At 68.2% G+C, this 17,856-nt stretch carries 16 protein-coding genes; 8 read left to right on the top strand and 8 right to left on the bottom strand.

Going from position 1 to position 17,856, the window contains the following annotated elements:
- Positions 1-90: 90 nt before the first annotated feature.
- The 3 genes from FB390_RS23140 to FB390_RS23150 all read left to right on the top strand — a co-directional run bounded on the left by FB390_RS23140 (position 91) and on the right by FB390_RS23150 (position 3,571).
- Positions 91-960, top strand: a complete 870-nt coding sequence (locus FB390_RS23140) for an SGNH/GDSL hydrolase family protein (protein ID WP_141810835.1) — start codon at positions 91-93, stop codon at positions 958-960.
- Between the two features lie 199 nt (positions 961-1,159).
- Positions 1,160-2,713, top strand: a complete 1,554-nt coding sequence (locus FB390_RS23145; RefSeq protein WP_141810836.1) for an amino acid permease — start codon at positions 1,160-1,162, stop codon at positions 2,711-2,713.
- Positions 2,714-2,878: 165 nt separating this feature from the next.
- Positions 2,879-3,571: a hypothetical protein gene (locus FB390_RS23150; protein WP_141810837.1), complete on the top strand. Its 693-nt coding sequence runs from the start codon at positions 2,879-2,881 to the stop codon at positions 3,569-3,571.
- A gap of 7 nt (positions 3,572-3,578) precedes the next feature.
- Here the strand turns inward: FB390_RS23150 and FB390_RS23155 are convergent, their stop codons facing one another.
- Positions 3,579-4,061, bottom strand: a complete 483-nt coding sequence (locus tag FB390_RS23155; protein ID WP_067777980.1) for a carboxymuconolactone decarboxylase family protein — start codon at positions 4,059-4,061, stop codon at positions 3,579-3,581.
- Positions 4,058-5,137 carry an NAD(P)H-dependent amine dehydrogenase family protein gene (locus FB390_RS23160; protein WP_141810838.1) on the bottom strand — a complete coding sequence of 360 codons (1,080 nt, stop codon included), beginning with the start codon at positions 5,135-5,137 and terminating at the stop codon, positions 4,058-4,060. Before FB390_RS23160 ends, FB390_RS23155 begins: the two co-directional genes overlap by 4 nt.
- 402 nt (positions 5,138-5,539) lie before the next feature.
- Here FB390_RS23160 and FB390_RS23165 point away from each other — a divergent pair, with 402 nt between their 5' ends.
- Positions 5,540-6,694 (top strand): tetratricopeptide repeat protein, encoded by a 1,155-nt coding sequence (locus FB390_RS23165; protein WP_141810839.1) that lies wholly within the window; start codon positions 5,540-5,542, stop codon positions 6,692-6,694.
- Here FB390_RS23165 and FB390_RS23170 read toward each other — a convergent pair.
- Entirely contained in the window at positions 6,688-7,239 is a 552-nt protein-coding gene (locus FB390_RS23170) for a riboflavin biosynthesis intermediates N-glycosidase (RefSeq protein ID WP_141810840.1), read from the bottom strand. The genes FB390_RS23165 and FB390_RS23170 overlap by 7 nt on opposite strands.
- A gap of 333 nt (positions 7,240-7,572) precedes the next feature.
- Between FB390_RS23170 and erm the strand changes: the two genes are divergently transcribed.
- Positions 7,573-8,385 carry an ErmE/ErmH/ErmO/ErmR family 23S rRNA (adenine(2058)-N(6))-methyltransferase gene (erm, locus tag FB390_RS23175; RefSeq protein WP_141810841.1) on the top strand — a complete coding sequence of 271 codons (813 nt, stop codon included), beginning with the start codon at positions 7,573-7,575 and terminating at the stop codon, positions 8,383-8,385.
- Positions 8,386-8,450: 65 nt separating this feature from the next.
- On the top strand, positions 8,451-10,703 hold the full coding sequence (locus FB390_RS23180; protein ID WP_141810842.1) for a serine/threonine-protein kinase: 2,253 nt from the start codon (positions 8,451-8,453) through the stop codon (positions 10,701-10,703).
- On the opposite strand, the gene FB390_RS23185 is transcribed toward FB390_RS23180, so the two are convergent.
- Complete coding sequence (locus tag FB390_RS23185; protein ID WP_425465874.1) at positions 10,704-12,755, bottom strand: AMP-binding protein; 2,052 nt, start codon at positions 12,753-12,755, stop codon at positions 10,704-10,706.
- 237 nt (positions 12,756-12,992) lie between these two features.
- Between FB390_RS23185 and FB390_RS23190 the strand changes: the two genes are divergently transcribed.
- Positions 12,993-13,214: a hypothetical protein gene (locus FB390_RS23190; RefSeq protein WP_141810843.1), complete on the top strand. Its 222-nt coding sequence runs from the start codon at positions 12,993-12,995 to the stop codon at positions 13,212-13,214.
- Entirely contained in the window at positions 13,214-14,437 is a 1,224-nt protein-coding gene (locus FB390_RS23195) for a hypothetical protein (RefSeq protein WP_141810844.1), read from the top strand. Before FB390_RS23190 ends, FB390_RS23195 begins: the two co-directional genes overlap by 1 nt.
- Positions 14,438-14,579: 142 nt before the next feature.
- Here the strand turns inward: FB390_RS23195 and thpD are convergent, their stop codons facing one another.
- Genes thpD through ectA form a run of 4 tightly spaced genes read right to left on the bottom strand, consistent with a single transcriptional unit; the run spans position 14,580 to position 17,775 of the window.
- Positions 14,580-15,473: an ectoine hydroxylase gene (gene thpD / locus FB390_RS23200; protein WP_425465916.1), complete on the bottom strand. Its 894-nt coding sequence runs from the start codon at positions 15,471-15,473 to the stop codon at positions 14,580-14,582.
- An 18-nt stretch (positions 15,474-15,491) separates the two neighbouring features.
- Entirely contained in the window at positions 15,492-15,887 is a 396-nt protein-coding gene (locus tag FB390_RS23205; RefSeq protein ID WP_141810845.1) for an ectoine synthase, read from the bottom strand.
- Positions 15,884-17,194 (bottom strand): diaminobutyrate--2-oxoglutarate transaminase, encoded by a 1,311-nt coding sequence (gene ectB, locus FB390_RS23210; protein WP_141810846.1) that lies wholly within the window; start codon positions 17,192-17,194, stop codon positions 15,884-15,886. Before ectB ends, FB390_RS23205 begins: the two co-directional genes overlap by 4 nt.
- Entirely contained in the window at positions 17,191-17,775 is a 585-nt protein-coding gene (gene ectA / locus FB390_RS23215) for a diaminobutyrate acetyltransferase (RefSeq protein WP_141810847.1), read from the bottom strand. Before ectA ends, ectB begins: the two co-directional genes overlap by 4 nt.
- Between the last annotated feature and the right edge of the window lie 81 nt (positions 17,776-17,856).

A 17,856-nucleotide genomic window follows, 5' to 3' on the forward strand; every position in this document is an offset into this window, starting at 1 on the left:
CCCGTTGCGAATCCGTGTGCGCCGTGTCACAGTTCCTCCGCCAAATCGTTACCGGTTGGTAACTGTGAGTGTCTGTTACAGGAGTTTTGCATGGTCAAGGTCGTTCGCACACGGATCGCTGCTGCGTTCACCACGGCAATCACGGCGGGCCTTGTCCTCGCTGCGGCCGCCCCAACCCAAGCCGCGCCGAGCCCGGGTCCCTACGTCGCCATGGGTGACAGCTACAGCGCGGGATCGGGCATCGTTCCGCTCGACCCCACCGTCACCCCGGCGTGCGCGCGGACCACCCGCAACTACCCGAATCTCATCGCCGACGCCCTCGGCGTCGAAGCGTTCTCCGACGTCACCTGCGGCAACGCCGATACCCAGGACTTCTACGAGAGCCAGTACCCCAGCCTGACCCCGCAGCTCGACGCGGTCACCAGGGAAACGAAGCTCGTCACCCTGACCATCGGCGGCAACAACAACGACACGCTGATCAAAGTGATCTCCGCCTGCATGAGCGCGGGGACCGGCACCGCCGGCCTGGGCAACCCCTGCGAGACCCTTTACGGCGACCAGTTCACCAACGACATTCTGAACAAGACCTACCCCGCGGTGAAGAAGGCGCTGACCGACATCCACGCCAAGGCACCGTCCGCGAAGGTGGCCATTCTCGCGTACCCCCAGGTCATGCCCGAGGACAACACCAACTGCTTCCTCACGATGCCGATCGCCAAGGGCGACGTCGCCTACATCAACAACATCGAGGACACCCTCAACGGCGTCGTCGAGCGCGCCGCAGGCGAGACGGGCACCATCTTCGTCGACATGCGGAGCTCCATCGGCCACGACGCCTGCAAGCCCATCGGTGTCCGCTGGGTCGAGCCGGCCGTGTGGGGTACGAACTTCGTGCCGATCCACCCGAACGCGCTCGGCATGCAGAAGATGGCCGAACAAGCATTGGCCGCGATCGGCTGACACCCTCGAGCGGGCGGTTTCCCGGCCACCGGCCCCGAAAGGCCGGTCGGGAGACCGCCCCGTTCGCCGCTGCGGAGGACCGGACTTCCGGCATGTCTCGCCGGGTTGACCGTTTGCGCTGTGATCCACCCGGCTTTACCGCACACTGAGCTTCTGGCAAACGCTGTATGAGGGCAGCGTTTTCACTTCGGGAGCGATCATGACCGAAACCCCGTCCGAGGACGAACGCAGGCTGGCCGAACTCGGTTACAAACAGGATCTCGCGCGATCCTGGTCCGGCTTCTCCAACTTCGCCATCAGTTTCACCATCGTGTCCATTCTCACCGGCGGATTGGCCAGCTACGGCATCGGATTGGCGAACGGCGGCCCGATCACCATGGCGTGGGGCTGGCCGCTGGTGTCGATCATGGTGTTGTTCGTGGGACTGGCCATGGCCGAATTGGCTTCGGCCTACCCGACTTCCGGCGGTCTCTACTGGTGGGCCTCGGAATTGGGCGGCCCGGTGTGGGGCTGGTTCACCGGCTGGTTCAATCTCATCGGTCAGATCGCGGTCACCGCCGCCATCGATTACGGCGCGGCGATTTTCACCACCGTGGTGCTGAACGTGATCGGCATCGATATCGGCACCGACCGCACGGCCATCTTCCTCGTCTTCGCGGTGATTTTGGTGCTGCACGCGGTGTTGAACGCGATCGGCCCGCACCTGTCGGCGGTCATCAACAATATCTCGGCGTGGTGGCATGTCGGCGGCGTGGCGATCTTCGTGCTGGTGCTCGGCTTCGGCGCGAAGAACCATCAGAGCGTCGGGTTCGTGTTCACCGAGACCGTGGACAACAGCGCGGTCGGCTTCGGCGGCGTGGCGTTCAGCTTTCTGCTCGGTCTCCTGCACGCGCAGTACACGTTCACCGGTTACGACGCGTCCGCGCACATGTCGGAGGAAACCCACGACGCGGCCCGCTCGGCGGCCAAGGGCATCATCAACACGATTCTCGTCTCCGCGGTCGCGGGCTATCTGCTCATCATGGCAGTCACCTTCGCCATTCCGAATCTGGACGACGCGCTGGATCCCGAGAAGAACAGCGGTTATCCGGTGATCTACATCCTGGAGAATTCGCTCGACTCGTTCTGGTCGGGGCTGCTGCTGATCATCGCCGCGGTCGCGCAGTTGTTCTGCGGATACGCCTCGGTGACCTCCGCGTCGCGGATGCTGTTCGCGTTCTCCCGCGACGGCGCGGTGCCCGGTTCGGCCTACTGGGCGAAGCTGTCGGCGAAGAAGGTGCCGGTGCACGCGGTGCTGTTCATCTCGTTCTTCGCCTTCGTGTTGCTGATTCCGTCGATGCTGGTGCCCGCCGCGAACGCGCCGACGGCCTACGCGGCGGCCACGTCGGTGGCCACCATCGGGCTTTATATCGCCTACGGAATCCCGATCCTGCTGCGGCAGCTGCACGGTTCACGTTTCCAGACCGGCCCGTGGCAACTCGGGAAATGGTATCGGCCGATCGGGATCGTCGCGTTGGCGTGGATCGCGGTGATCAGCGTGCTGTTCATTCTGCCCACCGACGATCGCGGCTATCCGTGGAACAGCGAATTCACCTGGACCACGGTGAATTACGCGCCGCTGACGTTGGTCGGCGTGGTCGGTGCGATCGCGATCTGGTGGTTCGTCTCGGCCCGGCGCTGGTTCACCGGACCGAAGCGCACGGTCGGCGAGCCGACCGATCCGAGCGGCGACGAGGCGCCCGTCAACGCCTGACACGCAGTGGTGGCGCGGTTTCGCACCGCGCCACCGTTGCCGATCGTTAACGGTAGGGTGAGCGAACTTTCCGCAGCGCCTAAAAACGTGTAAAAGTTTGTGGCTAGGGGTATTTCGGTAATCGACCGGGGTGCGTCGGCGGCGTGGCGCGGCTAGTTTGGTTGGGTGAGTTACGAGTACGTCGTCGTACCCGCGGGGGTCGTCGCATCGGCGGTGGAAGTGCCGTCCTATTTCCGATCGCAGCAGGGACGGCCCGTCGACGACGATCTCCGGATCGTGGTGCTCACCGGGTTGACGGCGTGGAACGCGGCGCTTCCGGCCTCACGGCCGCACGCCGCCGTGCGGATCGAAGCGGCGGGCGACGCGGTACGGGTCACGGCCGCCGACGATCTGGATCGGCGCCGGACCAGGGGGTCGGCGGTGGACTACGCGGCGGGCCCGGTGCGGCAGCTGCTCGAGGATCTGATCACCGGCTTCGACTACGAGCTCTACGACGGGCGGCAGCGCACCCTCACCCCGGCCCCGGGATTCCGCGTCGTCGACGTCGATATCGGCGGTGAGCGCAACTACCAGTCGATGACCAAAGGCCAAGTGCTGTCCTGGATTCCGAATCTCGCACAGCTCGCGGCCACGCCGTTTCTCATCGTCAGCCGCCCCGATGATCGGGAGACCTTCATTCAGACCTATCGTGACGGGCCGGCGGCCTACACGCTGGAAATTCACGACAGCGCGCACACCGACCATTTCTTCGCGGCGGCGTTCTCGGATCCGAGCCTCGTCGCGCGTTTGATCTGGGAATGGGCCAACGACGACTGGTCGACTCTGGACCGGGTGGATTGGATTCGGGAAGGGAAATAGGCCGGAATCAGGAGTGGCCGGGGAGCACGCAGGCGGTGTCCAAGCCGAGCACGTGGTTCAGCCGCCCGAACGCGAGCCAGGAACCGATGCTCATGCTGAGCTCGACGATCTCGGTCTGGCTGTAGTGCGCCTTCATCCTGGCCCAGAATTCCTCGTCCAGGTTGTGGTGGTCGGTGGCGTAGCGTTCGGCGTATTCGGCCGCGAGCCTGGTGCGTTCGTCGAAGGCGTCGGTGGTGCGCCACGCGGTCACCGCGTCGGCGAACTCCTCCTCGACCTTCACGCCGTCGCGCTCGGTGCGCCAATCCAGACAGAACACGCAGCCGTTGATCTGGGCGATGCGCAGCCGGGCCGCCTCGAACTCGCGCAGGCCGAGCGTGCTGTGTTCGTACACCGCGAGCGAGAAGCCGGACGCGGCGATCCCGATGCCGGGAACCATCTCGCCCCACACGTAGCCGATGGGATCCTTGCCCTGGGGAACGTCGACGATCATGGATTCTTCCTTCCGAGTTTGCCGACCGCTGGCCGCAGCGGAACGTCGAGTGCGTCGTAGAGTCCGGGCTCGGCGGCCACCAGCCAGTCGATCGCGCCGACCAATCTGCCCACCGCCGTGGCATTCCCGCCCGCGGAGCGATTGCCGCCCTCGTCGGTGGCCTCGACCGTCACCTCGATGCGCGGGCGGCCCTCGATGATCACTCGGTGCGCGCCGTCGCCGTCGGGCGGTGCCGGCCAGTCGGGCGCGCACGAGGCGTGGATGCGGGTGACGTGCTCGACGACGATGCGCGGTTCCCCGCCCACGATGCCCTGCACCTCGAAACGCACCGCGCCCTGGGTGCCTTCGGCGAACTCGCCCATCTTCGCCGTGCGCACGGTGGTCTCCAGCGCGCGCCGGTCCAGGGTCTCGCGGATCTCGTCGAGTTCGACGCCGAGCGCGCGGGCCATCAGCCGGACCTGTCCGCCCCACACCATGGTCGGCACCGTCGGCGCGAGCATCGGCGGTTGGTAGTCCATCGGCTGGCCCATGCCCACCAGGTAGCGCACCGAGTCGGGCTGGTCGTAGGTGGTGTAGTCGAAGATCTCCTGGCAGCGCACCACATCCACGGTGCTCGCCAGCCCGCTGATCAACAGCGGCAGCACATCGTTGCCCCAGCCGGGATCGACGCCGGAGACGAACAGCGAACCGCCGCCTTCGGCGATGGCGGCCAGGACGGGCTCGCGCAATTCCGTTGGCGCGCTTCGGGGATCGTAGAGCGCGTAGAGCGCGGGGGTGACCACGACCGCGCCCGCGCGGATCGCGCGAACGATGTCGGCGAGGGCTTCGGCGGGCCGGATGTCGCCCGAGGCGGCGTAGACGACAGCGCGGGGGCGCGCGGCGAGGACCGCGTCGATGTCGTCGGTGGCCGCGATCCCGAGCTCGCGGTCCAGTTCGGCAAGCGCGCCCGCGTCGCGCCCCACCTTGGCGGAATCGTGGACGAGCACGCCGGTGAGATCCAGCGCCGGATGGGCATCGACGGCACGGATGGCGGCACGGCCGACATTGCCGGTGCCCCAGACGATCGTGGGGATCATCGCGTGAGCGTAGCAAGCGCTTGGTTCGGTGTCCGGGGGTTGACGAGATCGCGCTCACTTCGGTGGGCAGGATCGGTCCTCGTAGGGTAACGTGAGCGTTCGTCAGCGCCCTATGAGTGCGCATTCGCCGTTCGGCATCTTCGGATCAGAAGAAAAGTAACTGTAACCCTGGGTTACATGTAACCATGAGTTACACGTATCCTGGGCTGTTCGGCAGCGCTTCTCCGCGCCCCGAAATCGCTTCCGGAGCGGGCAAAGAACTCATCTTCGTAACAGTCCTGCGCGGGAGGCCCGATCGGCCCCGGATTGGTCCGCCGACGGCCGTCGCGGCTAGTACGGTATAGCCCGCCGCGAGGCGCAGACGTAGGACGAGCATCCGGCGGAAAGGCGGGACGCCAGCACATGAACGAGCCGTATTCGCAGTGGCACGCCCAGAATTCGGCCCCCGACCTCCCCCTCGCCGCGCATTACAAGTCCGCCGACCCGATCCGCTGGAACGGCAGCATGGTCTATCCGATGTACACCGAGCAGTTCGGACGCACGACCACCCTGCTCAGCATGACCCTGCTGTCCGCGGCGCCGCCCGCCGGTCTGCGCGGGCACGGTATCGGTCTCTCGGTGGTCGGCGGCTACATCGACCTCGAAGGACGCCAGCTCGCCGGCATCGACGTGTGGAGCGACGCGCTCGCCCGCGGCACCACCGTCACCCTCACGCCGACCGGCCCCGACGCGCTGTTCACCCTCACGCCGGTCTGGGTGGACCAGTCCGGCGTGCAGCGCTCCTGGATGGGCAACTACGGCATCCTCATCGAGGACACGCCCGACGGCCGGATCGCGCTGTGGTGCAGCGTCGGCGAGGGCCCGCCGAACTTCGCCAACCTGGTCGTCGGTCTCGGCACCACGGCCGCTCCCGTCATCGCAACCCCGAAAGAACCTGTGGCAGAAACGATTACGAACACCGACATGCCGACCGCCGCGACGCCGGGCTCGCTGCCGTACCCCAACGGCACTCCGGCCGGATACGCCGCGACGTCGTCTCCCGCCAGCACCGCGCCGAGGAGCGCCACAACCGCTGCCGCACAAGCGTATTCGCCGACGGCTACGCCGGACACATCGGGAACGGTCGCGTCCGCCGAACAGAATCGGGGACGGCCGACCGCCGCCGAATCCGTCGCACCTTCGGTCGGCGAACCCGGAGAGCAGCGGCCGGTCGAACGGGGAGCCGAGACCGGATATCGCGGCGCGCTCTACGATCTCGGCGTCGCCATGTTCGGCCGCGGCGAGGAAGAGCAGGCCTGCGGACTGTGGGCGCAGGCGGCCGCGGCCGGGCATCCTGGCGCCGGTTACGACCTGGGCGTCGTGCTGTTCCGGCGCGGTGATCTCGCCGGCGCCGAGGGCTGGTGGCGCACGGCCGCCGAACTGCGGGACCTCCGTGCGATGGCCGGACTCGCAGAACTGCTCGACCGGCGCGGTGATCACGCGGAAGCGCGGATGTGGCGCGCCCGCGCCGCCGATGAGCGGGCCGCCGAAGCGGGCCAGCCCGTCGGCCCCTACTGAGCCGCGCCGAGTTCCTCCCGCACCCGCATCAGCGCGAAACCGAGCAGGTTCGCACCGCGCCAGCGCGCCGGTTCCGTGAGGTCAGGGTGGTCGGCGGCCAATCCGATCCCCCACACCCGGTCCACCGGGCTGGCCTCGACCAGCACCCGTTCCCCGGTGCCGAGCAGGAATCGGCGCAGCTCGTCGTGCGTGCCGAACTTCGCCAGGTTGCCGGCGACGACGATCTCGAAACGCTCGGCTTCCCAAAGCTTCTCGTCGAAGCCGCGGACCTGGCGGCCGAGGTCCTTGGCCTGCTTGGGGTGCCCGACGGTCAGCACCTTCGCCGCGGTCTCGGTGTCGTCGAACAGCAGCGCCTTGCGCCACATCATGTAGTGCTCGGCCGTCGCGAAGGTCGTGTCGTCCACATCGAACGGTGCGGGCCACCACTGGCTGAAGCAGCCCTTGCCGACACTGCCGTCGGCCTGCGGGCGATGGCCCCAGAACGGCAGGTACTTCACGGCGCCACCCGCCGCGGTGAATCGGATCAGATCATCGACCGAACGCATGGTCGCGAGTCTGCCCGACCGACGGCGGGAAAAAGAAGTGGCAGCGAATCCGGGTCGGTCGGTAGGTTGACGGCCATGGGAGGTCCAGGCATCAACGGAGCGTGCGCGGTCGGCGCGTACTTCATCCGGCTGCGCGCGGAGGCCCGGGCCTAGCCAGCGCACCGCACCGCTCCGGCATCACTTCGATCCGGCGTCTCCGGCGCCGAGCTGATCCACCTCTTTCGAGCTGAAGCGCCGCCCGACGACCGCGTCCGCGGTCCGTCGACTGTGCCCTGGCATGGGTCCGGGCGAATCACCTTTTCCTGATTCGGCCACTCCGTTCGGAGGACACCCATGTCCCGCAATCGTTCCCTGCCGCGCGCCCGTGACGCGCGCGGCCATTCCGGCGTCGGCCCGCGCAAGCGGCTGAGCCAGAACTTCCTCGCCGACGCTGGCGCCGCGCGCCTGCTGGTGCACGCGTCCGGTGTCGGTCCCGCAGATCTCGTACTCGAGATCGGCTCCGGTGCGGGCATGCTGACGCGTCAGCTGGCCGCCACGGCCGGTCGCGTGCTGGCTTACGAGATCGACCCGCGCTACGCGGCGCTGCTGCGCAAGCGCTACGCGGGCGACCCGACGGTTCGCTGCTTTCAGGCGGACTTCCGGTCGGTGACCGCGCCGCGCGAGCCGTTCGCGGTCGTCGCCAACATCCCGTACGGCAGCACCACCGACATCGTCCGCTGGTGCCTCGCCGCGCGGCACCTGACCTCGGCGACTCTGCTGACCCAACTCGAGTTCGCGCGCAAGCACTCCGGCGACTACGGCCGCTGGAGCAAGCTGGCCGTCACGCATTGGCCGACCACCGAGTTCACGATGGGTCCGCGCGTCGACCGCACCCGCTTCCGGCCCGTCCCGCGAGTCGACTCGGCGGTGCTGCGTCTGCGCACTCGATCCCGGCCACTGCTTCCGAAGGATGCCCTGTCCGGCTATCGACGCCTTGTGGAACTGGGCTTCACCGGCGTCGGCGGGTCTCTTGCCGCTTCCCTTGCGAGGGAGTTTCCGGCGCGGCGGGTGCGTGCGGCATGCCGAAGCGCCGACGTGCCCGCCGACGAAGTGGTGGCGACCGTGGACCCGGATCGCTGGATCGCGCTCTACAAGTCGCTGTCCTGACAGCGGTGCGGCCGTTGCCACCCAATGCGCGGATCAGCGGTCCGCCCCGGCGTTAGTATGCGCACATGGCGCACCCCGCTACACCGGTACCGGGGGCGACGGTCGCAACGGGCTCGTCGCCCGTCGCGGCCGGGCGCGGTACCGGTGTCGCGGAGGTGGTCGCGCGGTTCGAAGAGGCTTGGCGGGACGCGCCGACACCGCCGGACCTGCCCACCTTCCTGCCCGACTCCCCCGCGATCCGCCGGGTGTCGTTGATCGAGCTGATCAAAGTCGACCTGGTGAATCGGTGGTCGCGCAACACCGAACCCAAGCGGCTCGCCGAATACGTCGAGGAACTGCCGGAGCTGCGCACCTGGCCGTTGCCGCCGGATCTCATCTACGAGGAGTTCCACGTGCGCAGGCAGGCGGGCAGCTCGGTGCAGGTCGGCGAGTACACCGCCGCGTATCCCGCGCAGGCCCAAGAACTTTCGGAGATGCTGGCGACCGACGAGTACCACAGCACCATGCTGACGGCGGCCACCGAACCGGTCCGCCTCGACGACGTCGACGTCGGCCAGCGCATCGACGACTTCGACCTGATGACCAGCCTCGGCCGCGGCGCCTTCGCCCGGGTGTTCCTGGCCAGGCAGCGGTCCATGCAACGGTTGGTCGCGCTGAAGATCTCGCACGACAAGGGCGCCGAGCCGCAGACGCTGGCCCAGCTCGACCACGAGTACATCGTGCGCGTCTTCGATCAGCGGGTGCTGCCCTCCCGCCACCTGCGCCTGCTGTACATGCAGTACGTGCCGGGCGGCACGCTGTTCTCGGTGCTGGAGCGGGTGCGCGCGACGCCGCACGACGAGCGCAGCGGCGCGCTGCTGCTCGAGGTCATCGACGCGGTGCTGGCGGGCAAGGGCGAGATCACGCCGGTCGAGTCGTCGGTGCGCGCCGAACTGGCCACCCTGTCGTGGCCGGAGACCATCGCCTGGCTCGGCCGCCGGCTGGCCGAAGCGCTCGACTACGCGGGACGCCGCGGCGTGCTGCACCGCGACATCAAACCCGCCAACGTCCTGTTGACCGCGGAGGGCATTCCGAAACTCGCCGACTTCAACATCAGCTTCAGCGGCAACGTGTCCGGCGCGAGCCCGGTGGCGTATTTCGGCGGTTCGCTGGCGTACATGTCACCGGAGCAGCTCGCGGCGGTGCATCCCGACAAGCCGACCACGGCCGCCGATCTCGACACCCGCAGCGATCTGTACTCGCTCGCCGTGGTGCTGTGGGAGCTGCTGACCGGACGCAAACCGTTCCACGACGACGCGGTGACCGGCGGCGACCGGACCACCTTGGACGGCATGCTGGATCGCCGTAGGGCGGGCCCGGACGCGCTGCCCTACGAGGACCTGCCGCCGGATTGCCCCGCGGCGCTGCGCCGCGCGCTGGTGCGCGCCCTCGAACCCGATCCCGACCGGCGCTGGGCAACGGGCGCGGACATGGCGCAGCAACTCGACGTCTGCCTGGACGCACGTGCTCGCGATCTGGTCGACCCACCCGTGCACAGCTGGCGGCGGCATCCCGGGCGGCTGATGCTTCCGGTCATGCTCGTCGCCATCGGCGTTCCGAATTTGCTCGCGATCCTCTACAGCTACCAGCACAATCGGTCGCTGATCATCGACAAGATGGGCGAGCAGGCCCAGCGTCAGTTCGACCAGATCGCGCTGAATGCCTATGGTCTGGCTTTTCTGATCGGCTTCGTCGTCACCAATGTGCTGATAGCCGGACCGTTGTCCCTCCTCTACGGGCTGCACAAGGGCCGCGAGTACGATTCGGCCCGGCTCGCCAAAGCGCGCTCGGACACCTTGCGGCTCGCCCAACGCAACGTGCTGACCTGCTTCGCACTGTGGGTTCTGTCCGGAATCGTGCTACCCGCCACGGTGCAAGCTTCGGGTAGCGAACTCAGCTCAGACGCCTACCTGCACTTCTTCATCACCCAGATCGTGTGCGGCGCCATCGCGATGGCCTACCCGTACTTCCTGGTCAGCTTCTACGCGGTGCGCAGCATGTACCCGCGATTCCTGCCGCACGGCGGACTCGGCGCCGCCGACGCCGCACAGCTCGAGCTGTTGGACCAGCGCAGCACCTACTTCCTCGCCATCGCCGCCGCGGTGCCGCTGCTCGGCGTCGCGGGCGCGACCTTCATTCCCGCCGAGGACATTCCGGCGGTCATCGTGGCGCTGCGGGTGCTGTGCGTGGGCAGCGCCGCGGCCTTCGTCGGCGTGTACTGGTTGTTCCGCATGCTGGAGAAGGACCTGGCCGCGTTGGAGCGCATCGTCGCGCGGTGATCAGCCGGGCCGGACGAGCGCGCGCTTGAGGATCTTGCCCGTCGCGTTGCGCGGTAGCGCCTCGAGGAACGTCACGTCGCGCGGCACCGAGAAGCGGCTGAGCCGGTGCCGGATGTAGTCGCGCACCATCTCGCGATCCATCCGGGAACCGTCCCGGGTCACCACGAACGCCGCCAGCCGCTGCCCGAATTCGCGGTCCGGCACGCCGACCACGGCGACTTCGCTGACCTGCGGCAGGCGCAGCAGCGCCTCCTCGACCGGGCGCGGGAAGACGTTCTCGCCGCCGGAGATGATCATCTCGTCGTCGCGGCCCGCGACGAACACCCGGCCGTCGGCGTCGATGTAGCCGAGATCGCCGGTGTCGAGCATGCCGCCCGCTTCGGTGGGCGGCGCCGCATCGGTGTAGCCGTCGAAGAGCATGTGGTTGTTGACGAAGATGCGGCCGGTCACCCCGCGCGGGACCGGGCGCAGGTCCGCGTCGAGCACCGCGACTTTGGTGCCGAGCGGCGGGCGGCCCGCGGTGGTCGGCGCGGCGCGCAGATCGGCGGGGTCGGCGATGGTCGCCCAGGACACCTCGGTGGAGCCGTAGACGTTGTAGAGGACGTCGCCGAAGGCGTCCATGAACCGCAGCACTGCCGAGCCGTCCAGTGGCGCGCCGCAACTGGCGACGATCCGCAGGCTGGACGTGTCGTAGCGGGCCCGCACGTGCGCGGGCAGGTCCAGGATCCGGTTCACCATCACCGGCACCACGACCATCGCGCTGACGCGGTACTGCTCGATCAGGCGCAGGCATTCCTCGGCGTCGAAACGCTCGGTGAGCAGCACGCTCGCCCGGATCGGCGTGCTGATCTGCAAGGCGGCCAGACCCCAGGTGTGAAACAGCGGCGCGGGCAGCAGCATCGTCTCGTCCATCCGGAACGGGATGCGCGAGAGCAGGGCGGCGACGGTGCCGAAACCCTTGGGCTGCGGGCGTCGTGCGCTTTTCGGCCTGCCGCTGGTGCCGGAAGTCAACACGATCAGGCGGCCGGGTTGGGCCGGTCTGGTGAAAGGCGGAGTGTCCCAGGCGACCAGATCGTCGACCGTGGCGGGACCGCCCTGGTACGGGTCGGAGGTGGAGTAGCGGGGCAGCTCCGGCGACACCGAGCGCAGCAGCGGATCGAACTCGTCGTCGCGGAATACCGCCGCGAGATCCTGCTTCTCGATCACGTCGCGGATCTGGCGCGCGGAAAGCCCGGTGTTCAGCAGCACGGCGTCGACGCCGACCTTGCCCGCGGCGACCATGCATTCCACCATCGCGGCGCTGTTGCGCGAGAGCACCCCGATCGCGCTGCCCTCCCCCATGCCGAGCGCGACCAGCGCACCGGCCAGCCGATGCGTGCGGCTGTGCACTTCGGCGAAGCTGTAGGTGGTACGGGCGTCGATGAGCGCGGGCCGCTGCGGGGTGTACGCCGCGGCGGCCGCGTAGCCGCCCGCCAGGGTGAAGCCCCATTTGGCCAGTCCGCCCAGCTGTTTCAGCCCGCGGTCGGGGCGGTAGCTGCGCACGACGCCGGTGGTGACGAGCTGGCGAGCGACGCCGATCTGCAAGCGCGCGACGGAATCCTCGCCATTGACGAGCACCGAGGTCGGCGCACCGCGCACCGCGTCGGCGATCCGGTCCAATCCCGCGCTGGTCCAAGCGATCACCGCCGATTTGTCGAACGCGGCGATGCTCGGATGCACCCGCCCGAGCCCGACGTAGGTCACGGTCACCCGGGTGCTTTCGTCGTTGCCGCGCAAGCGAACCGAGGCGAATCCGCCCGCGCCCGGACATTGGAATTCGAGAATTTCGCGTTCCCGCGCGACAACCAGATGAATGGGCGGTACGGTGATCTCGGTGTCGGGCCCGCCGGCGCGAACTATCAGAACGGTTTGCGTTTCTGATGTTTCGGCGCGTTCACAGGAGCCGACCCCCTGAAACATTCGCGCGTAGGTCTGCGTCTCGGTGAGCAGATCCCACATCGCCGTGCGGTCGACTGCGTACTCGGCATCTACGGTGATGACATCGGTAACCAACTGTGTGCATTTCTCTCCGGCCCACCCGTGTGCGACGGGTCGGCGTGGTCACGTATTTGTACCGACAGGTAACAGTTAGGTCAAGGCCCGGTGGAATCCGCCGGACGCGCCGGTGGCTTTTCGGTCAAACGTCCAATTATGGGAATCCGTCCCGCATTCCGTGCGGACCTGCACAATGTGATCGAGAAAAGCCTTCGTGGCCCGCCGCGGTCGAGAGGGCCGCACGACGGGAGAACGATGACCGCCAGAGCCCACCTGGAGCGCGAATTGGGCGGACCGATCGCGGCCCTCGATCTGCTCAGCGAGCAGGAGATCGATGAACTGGCCGCGACGGTCGACGCCGCGCTGCGCACCGAGACCGCGACCCTCGCCGACTCCGTGGACGCGGTGATCGGCGCGCTGCCGTGGCCACTGCGCACGGCGGCGAAGAAGATCATGTTCGGAAACCGGCTCGGCTGATGAGCGACCTGGTCACCCGGGCTCAGCTCGTCCTGCTCGCCCGCACGCTGCACGTCCCCGCCGAACGCCTCGCGCACCTCGAGAAGCTCGGCGCCGCACGCCTGCACGAACTGCAACAGCGCATCGCGCGCCGGATCTTCGACGAGCACACGGCCACCTTCCGGCGCGTCGGCATGCTGGTTCCGGTGATCCCGCTGAGCATTTCGCTGCCATTGGTGCAGCGCATGGTGCCACCGATGATGGCGGGGCGCGCCGCGGGCGCCGTCGGCGTCGAGCATCCGAAGAAGGCCGCCGAGGCGCTCGGCATGCTGGACGTCTCCTACGCCGCCGACTGCGCGCCGTACCTGGATCCGCGCATGGTCGGCGAGCTGGCCGACGTCGCACCGCCGGGCCCAGTCGTCGCGATCACCAACGAGCTGCTGCGCCGCGGCGACTACGTCACGGCGGGTCCGTTTCTCGCCTACGCCACCCCCGCGCTCATCCGTGCCGTCGAGGCGGGCGTGCACGACGACGAGGGCATGATCCGCTCGGCGGCCTACGCGTACTCGAGCGCGAGCATCAGCGCCGTCATCCGGCAGATGCTGCACGGCCCCGCGCAACGGATCCCGCGCCTCGCCGCCACCCTCCTGTCCGGTTCCGCGGAGCTGCGGCTGACCGCTCTCTCGGTCTTCGCGCGCTGCGACGAGGACGTGATCGCCGCGCTGGGCGGCATCCTCATCGATGTCGGGACCGTCGAGCAGAACGGCGACCTCGTCCGTGTCGCGGCCGAGGCGGGCGCGATCCGCGAATTGCTCACGCTCGTCGGGCATCTCGGCCCTTCGGCGCTGGACACGTTGGCCGCCAATCCGGTGACCGCCGACCACGCCGTCATGTCGGCGCTGGTGGCGGGAGTAGCCGGACGGCCGGAGCCCGCGACGCTGCGCGGTCTGGTGAATCTGCTGGAGCGCGCCGACCCCGAGACGGCGCGTCGATGGGGCAGGCAGCTGTTCGAGTCGGCCGACGCGGTGCTCGTCGAGTTGCCCGCGCTCGTCACCGAGGCCAGGCTGTGGCCCGCGCTGCTGCGGATACTGGCCGAGATCGACGGTGAGACACAGACCCGCCTGGGCGAGGCATGGGCGAAACTGCCCGCGACCGACCGCGAGACGCTAGAACGACGAGTGCGCGAACTACGCCTGGACACCCGCCTCGCCACGCTCACCGTCACGATGAACATTTACGGCTGACGCCCGTCCCACAACAAAAACACCGTGCCGCGCGCATCCACGAGGGACGCGCACGGCACGGTATCGAAATCCCGCACGTCGCTGTGCGAAATCTCGCCGCGGCGCCGACCCGACATCACACACCGCGGCGCCGGAACACCGGCTACACGGGCGTGAAATCCCGGCTGCCGATGTACGTGGGTCGCCGTCCCGGCGCGGCGAACGGCTCCTCGAGGGTGTTCTCCACGCTGTTGAACACCAGGAAGATGTTCGAGCGCGGGAACGGGGTGATGTTGTTCGACGAGCCGTGCATGATGTTCGAGTCGAACAGCAACGCCGACCCTGCCCGACCGGTGAACTGCACGATGCCGTGTTTGCTCGCGAGCGTCGCGATGTCGTCGGTGGTCGGGACGCCGATCTCCTGCTCTTGCAATGATTCCCGGTAGTGCTCGGCGGGCGTGCTGCCCTGGCACGGCACGAAGGTGCGGTGCGAGCCGGGCATCACCATCAGGCTCCCGTTGACCGGGTGGTTGTCGGTCAACGCGATCGACAGGCTCACCGCGCGCGGGCTCGGCATGCCGTCCTCGGCGTGCCAGGTCTCGAAATCCGAGTGCCAGTAGAACCCCGTGCCGCGAAAACCGGGCATGTAGTTGATCCGGGTCTGATGCAGATAGACGTCCGACCCGAGCACCTGCCTGGCCAGCCCGGCCACCCGCGATTCGCGCACCAACTCGGCGACCGCGTCGCTGAGCTTGTGCACCTCGAAGATGGACCGAACCCGTCGCGACGCCTTCTCCACGATGAGCCGGTCGTCGTCGGCCAGCGCCGGATCGGCGGCGAGTCTGCCGATCTCGGCGCCGAACAGGGCCACCTCGTCGGCGCTGAGCAGGTCCTCGACGACCGCGAATCCGTCGCGATCGAAGGTGGCCAGCTCCTCGGTCTCGATCGTCCCCCACACCGTGGGGTCGGGTCGCTCGATGTGCCGTGCGCGCGCTCCGGTTCGGGTGGGGTACCGATCGATGCGCTCGACCTCGTCGCGCTCGATGGTCTGTGGCAACACTTCTCGCCGCTCCTTTCAGCCGACCGGCGCCGCGATCAGCGGGTAGACGCCGTTGCTGTCGTGAACCTCCTGCCCGGTGACCGGCGGGTTGAACACGCACATCATCCGCATGGTGCTGCGCACCTCGAGACGGTGGCGTTCGTTGCCGTCGAGCAGGTACATGGATCCGGGGCCGAGCTCGTAGGTGACGTCGTTGTCCAGGTCCGTGAGCGTGCCCTCGCCCTCGATCAACCACACCGCCTCCACGTGGTGGCGGTAGTGGAACTCGTGTACGGTCCCGGCCTCGATGGTCGTCTCGTGGAAGGAGAAGCCGACGCCGTCGCCGCCGAGCACGATCCGCTTGCTGCGCCAGCCCTCGCCCGCGACGTCGCGTTCGGTGCCGGTGATCTCCGCGGTGCTGCGCACGATCACTGGAGCTCACCTCCCTCGGCGGCGCCGCGGTGGTGCAGGCGGCCCCAGCCGGTGCACACCGTGTCGATGGCGCCGGTGAGCAGCTGCAGGCCGTGGTCGAGCTCCTCGTCGCTGATGGTCAACGGCGGCAACAGCTTCACCACCTCGTCGGTGGAACCGGAGGTCTCCACGAGCAGGCCGCGCTCGAAGGCCACCTGGCAGACCTTGCTCGCCTGCGACGGGTCGTCGAAGGCGATGCCGTGCACCAGGCCGCGGCCGCGGGTGGACAGACCGGGGAAGTGCGCGGCCGCCTCGCCGAGCGCCGTCGCGATGCGCTCACCCTTGGCGTAGGTGGCGCGCTCGAGCGTGTCGTCGGACCAGTAGTGCTGCAGCGCGGTCTGCGCGGTGACGAAGGCGGGGTTGTTGCCGCGGAAGGTGCCGTTGTGCTCGCCGGGCGCCCACTGATCCAGCTCGGACTTGAAAAGCACCAGCGCCATGGGCAATCCGTAGCCGCCGATGGACTTCGACAGCGTCACGATGTCGGGGGTGATGCCCGCGACCTCGAAGGAGAAGAACGGGCCGGTGCGGCCGCAGCCCATCTGCACGTCGTCGACGATCAGCAGGATCTCGCGCTCCTCGCAGAGCTTCGCCAGGTGCCGAAGCCACTCGGCGCGAGCGACATTCACGCCGCCCTCGCCCTGCACGGTCTCCACGATGACCGCGGCCGGACGATCGAAGCCCGAGGAGGTGTCGTCGAGCACCCGCTCCATCCACTGGAAGTCGGCGGTGGTGTTGTCGAAGTAGCCGTCGTAGGGCATGTGCGCCGCGTGTACCAGCGGCACGCCCGCGCCCGCGCGCTTGGCGGCGTTGCCGGTCACCGACAGCGCGCCGAGGGTCATGCCGTGGAAGGCGTTGGTGAAGCTGAGGATGGTTTCGCGGCCGGTCACCTTGCGGGCCAGCTTGAGCGCGGCCTCGACGGCGTTGGCGCCGGTCGGGCCGGGGAACTGGACCTTGTAATCCAGATCGCGCGGCGCGAAGACGGTATCGCGCAGCGTTTCCAGCAGCTTGCGCTTGGCCGCGGTGGACATGTCCAGGCCGTGCGTGATGCCGTCACTGGCGATGTAGTCCAGCAGCGGCTGCTTGAGGATCGGGTTGTTGTGCCCGTAGTTCAGTGCGCCGGCGCCCGCGAAGAAGTCGAGGTAGTCCTTGCCGTCCTCGTCGCGCAGCCAGGCCCCCTTCGCGGTGGTGAAGACGGTGGGCCAAGCGCGGCAGTAGCCACGCACATTCGACTCGAGCGACTCGAAGACGGTGGTTTCGGCGGTGATCATCGAAGCTCCTTCTCAGGCTTTCGCTGCGCGGTCGGCGCGATGCGGTAGAGGTCTTCTGCGGCGTGGTTGTCGGGGAAGACGCCAGGATCGAACAAGGGGCGCTTGGTCATTCGCGCGCCGCGACGGCGGGCCACCGCCGCGAACATCGCGACCGAGGCGGGGTTGTCCGGCGAGATGGTGGTTTCCAGCGCCGTGACCCCGTGCGGGGCGACGGTGTCGAGCAGGTGCTCGATCAGCGCGGTGCCGGTACCCCGGCCGCGCTCGCTGTGCGAAACCGCCACCTGCCAGACGAATACGGTGTCCGGGGCCTGCGGTCGCAGGTAGCCGATGACGAAGCCGACGACCCTGCCGTCCACCTCGGCGACCACCGTGGTGCCGGGGAAGTCCCGACACCACAGCAGGTACGCGTAGCTCGAATTGGTGTCGAGCACGTGCGAATCCTTGGCGATCCGCCAGATCTGGGCGGCGTCGCCCAGCTGTGGCGCGCGCAGGATCGGAACACCGATGCGGTCGGATCTGCGCCACGCCGACGCGGTGTCGGCACGATCGATCGTTTCCGTGGACAAGGTTGGCAGTGACATACAACTCCCAGGTCGGGTCTGCAGTACTTATCCAGGCTTACGAACCAACTTTGAGCTGAAGTGGTCGATCTCTTTGCGGTT

Origin of the sequence: Nocardia bhagyanarayanae (assembly GCF_006716565.1) — a bacterium.
Taxonomy (GTDB): Bacteria; Actinomycetota; Actinomycetes; order Mycobacteriales; family Mycobacteriaceae; genus Nocardia; species Nocardia bhagyanarayanae.

What these genes read in the sequence shown, in the direction of transcription:
- FB390_RS23140 (WP_141810835.1), top strand. Translation starts at nt 91, where the DNA reads ATGGTCAAGGTCGTTCGCACACGGATCGCTGCTGCGTTCACCACGGCA.
- ectA (WP_141810847.1), bottom strand. Translation starts at nt 17,775, where the DNA reads ATGTCACTGCCAACCTTGTCCACGGAAACGATCGATCGTGCCGACACC.
- FB390_RS23170 (WP_141810840.1), bottom strand. Translation starts at nt 7,239, where the DNA reads ATGCGTTCGGTCGATGATCTGATCCGATTCACCGCGGCGGGTGGCGCC.
- FB390_RS23195 (WP_141810844.1), top strand. Translation starts at nt 13,214, where the DNA reads ATGAGCGACCTGGTCACCCGGGCTCAGCTCGTCCTGCTCGCCCGCACG.
- erm (WP_141810841.1), top strand. Translation starts at nt 7,573, where the DNA reads ATGTCCCGCAATCGTTCCCTGCCGCGCGCCCGTGACGCGCGCGGCCAT.
- FB390_RS23190 (WP_141810843.1), top strand. Translation starts at nt 12,993, where the DNA reads ATGACCGCCAGAGCCCACCTGGAGCGCGAATTGGGCGGACCGATCGCG.
- FB390_RS23145 (WP_141810836.1), top strand. Translation starts at nt 1,160, where the DNA reads ATGACCGAAACCCCGTCCGAGGACGAACGCAGGCTGGCCGAACTCGGT.
- FB390_RS23165 (WP_141810839.1), top strand. Translation starts at nt 5,540, where the DNA reads ATGAACGAGCCGTATTCGCAGTGGCACGCCCAGAATTCGGCCCCCGAC.
- FB390_RS23180 (WP_141810842.1), top strand. Translation starts at nt 8,451, where the DNA reads ATGGCGCACCCCGCTACACCGGTACCGGGGGCGACGGTCGCAACGGGC.
- ectB (WP_141810846.1), bottom strand. Translation starts at nt 17,194, where the DNA reads ATGATCACCGCCGAAACCACCGTCTTCGAGTCGCTCGAGTCGAATGTG.
- FB390_RS23160 (WP_141810838.1), bottom strand. Translation starts at nt 5,137, where the DNA reads ATGATCCCCACGATCGTCTGGGGCACCGGCAATGTCGGCCGTGCCGCC.
- FB390_RS23155 (WP_067777980.1), bottom strand. Translation starts at nt 4,061, where the DNA reads ATGATCGTCGACGTTCCCCAGGGCAAGGATCCCATCGGCTACGTGTGG.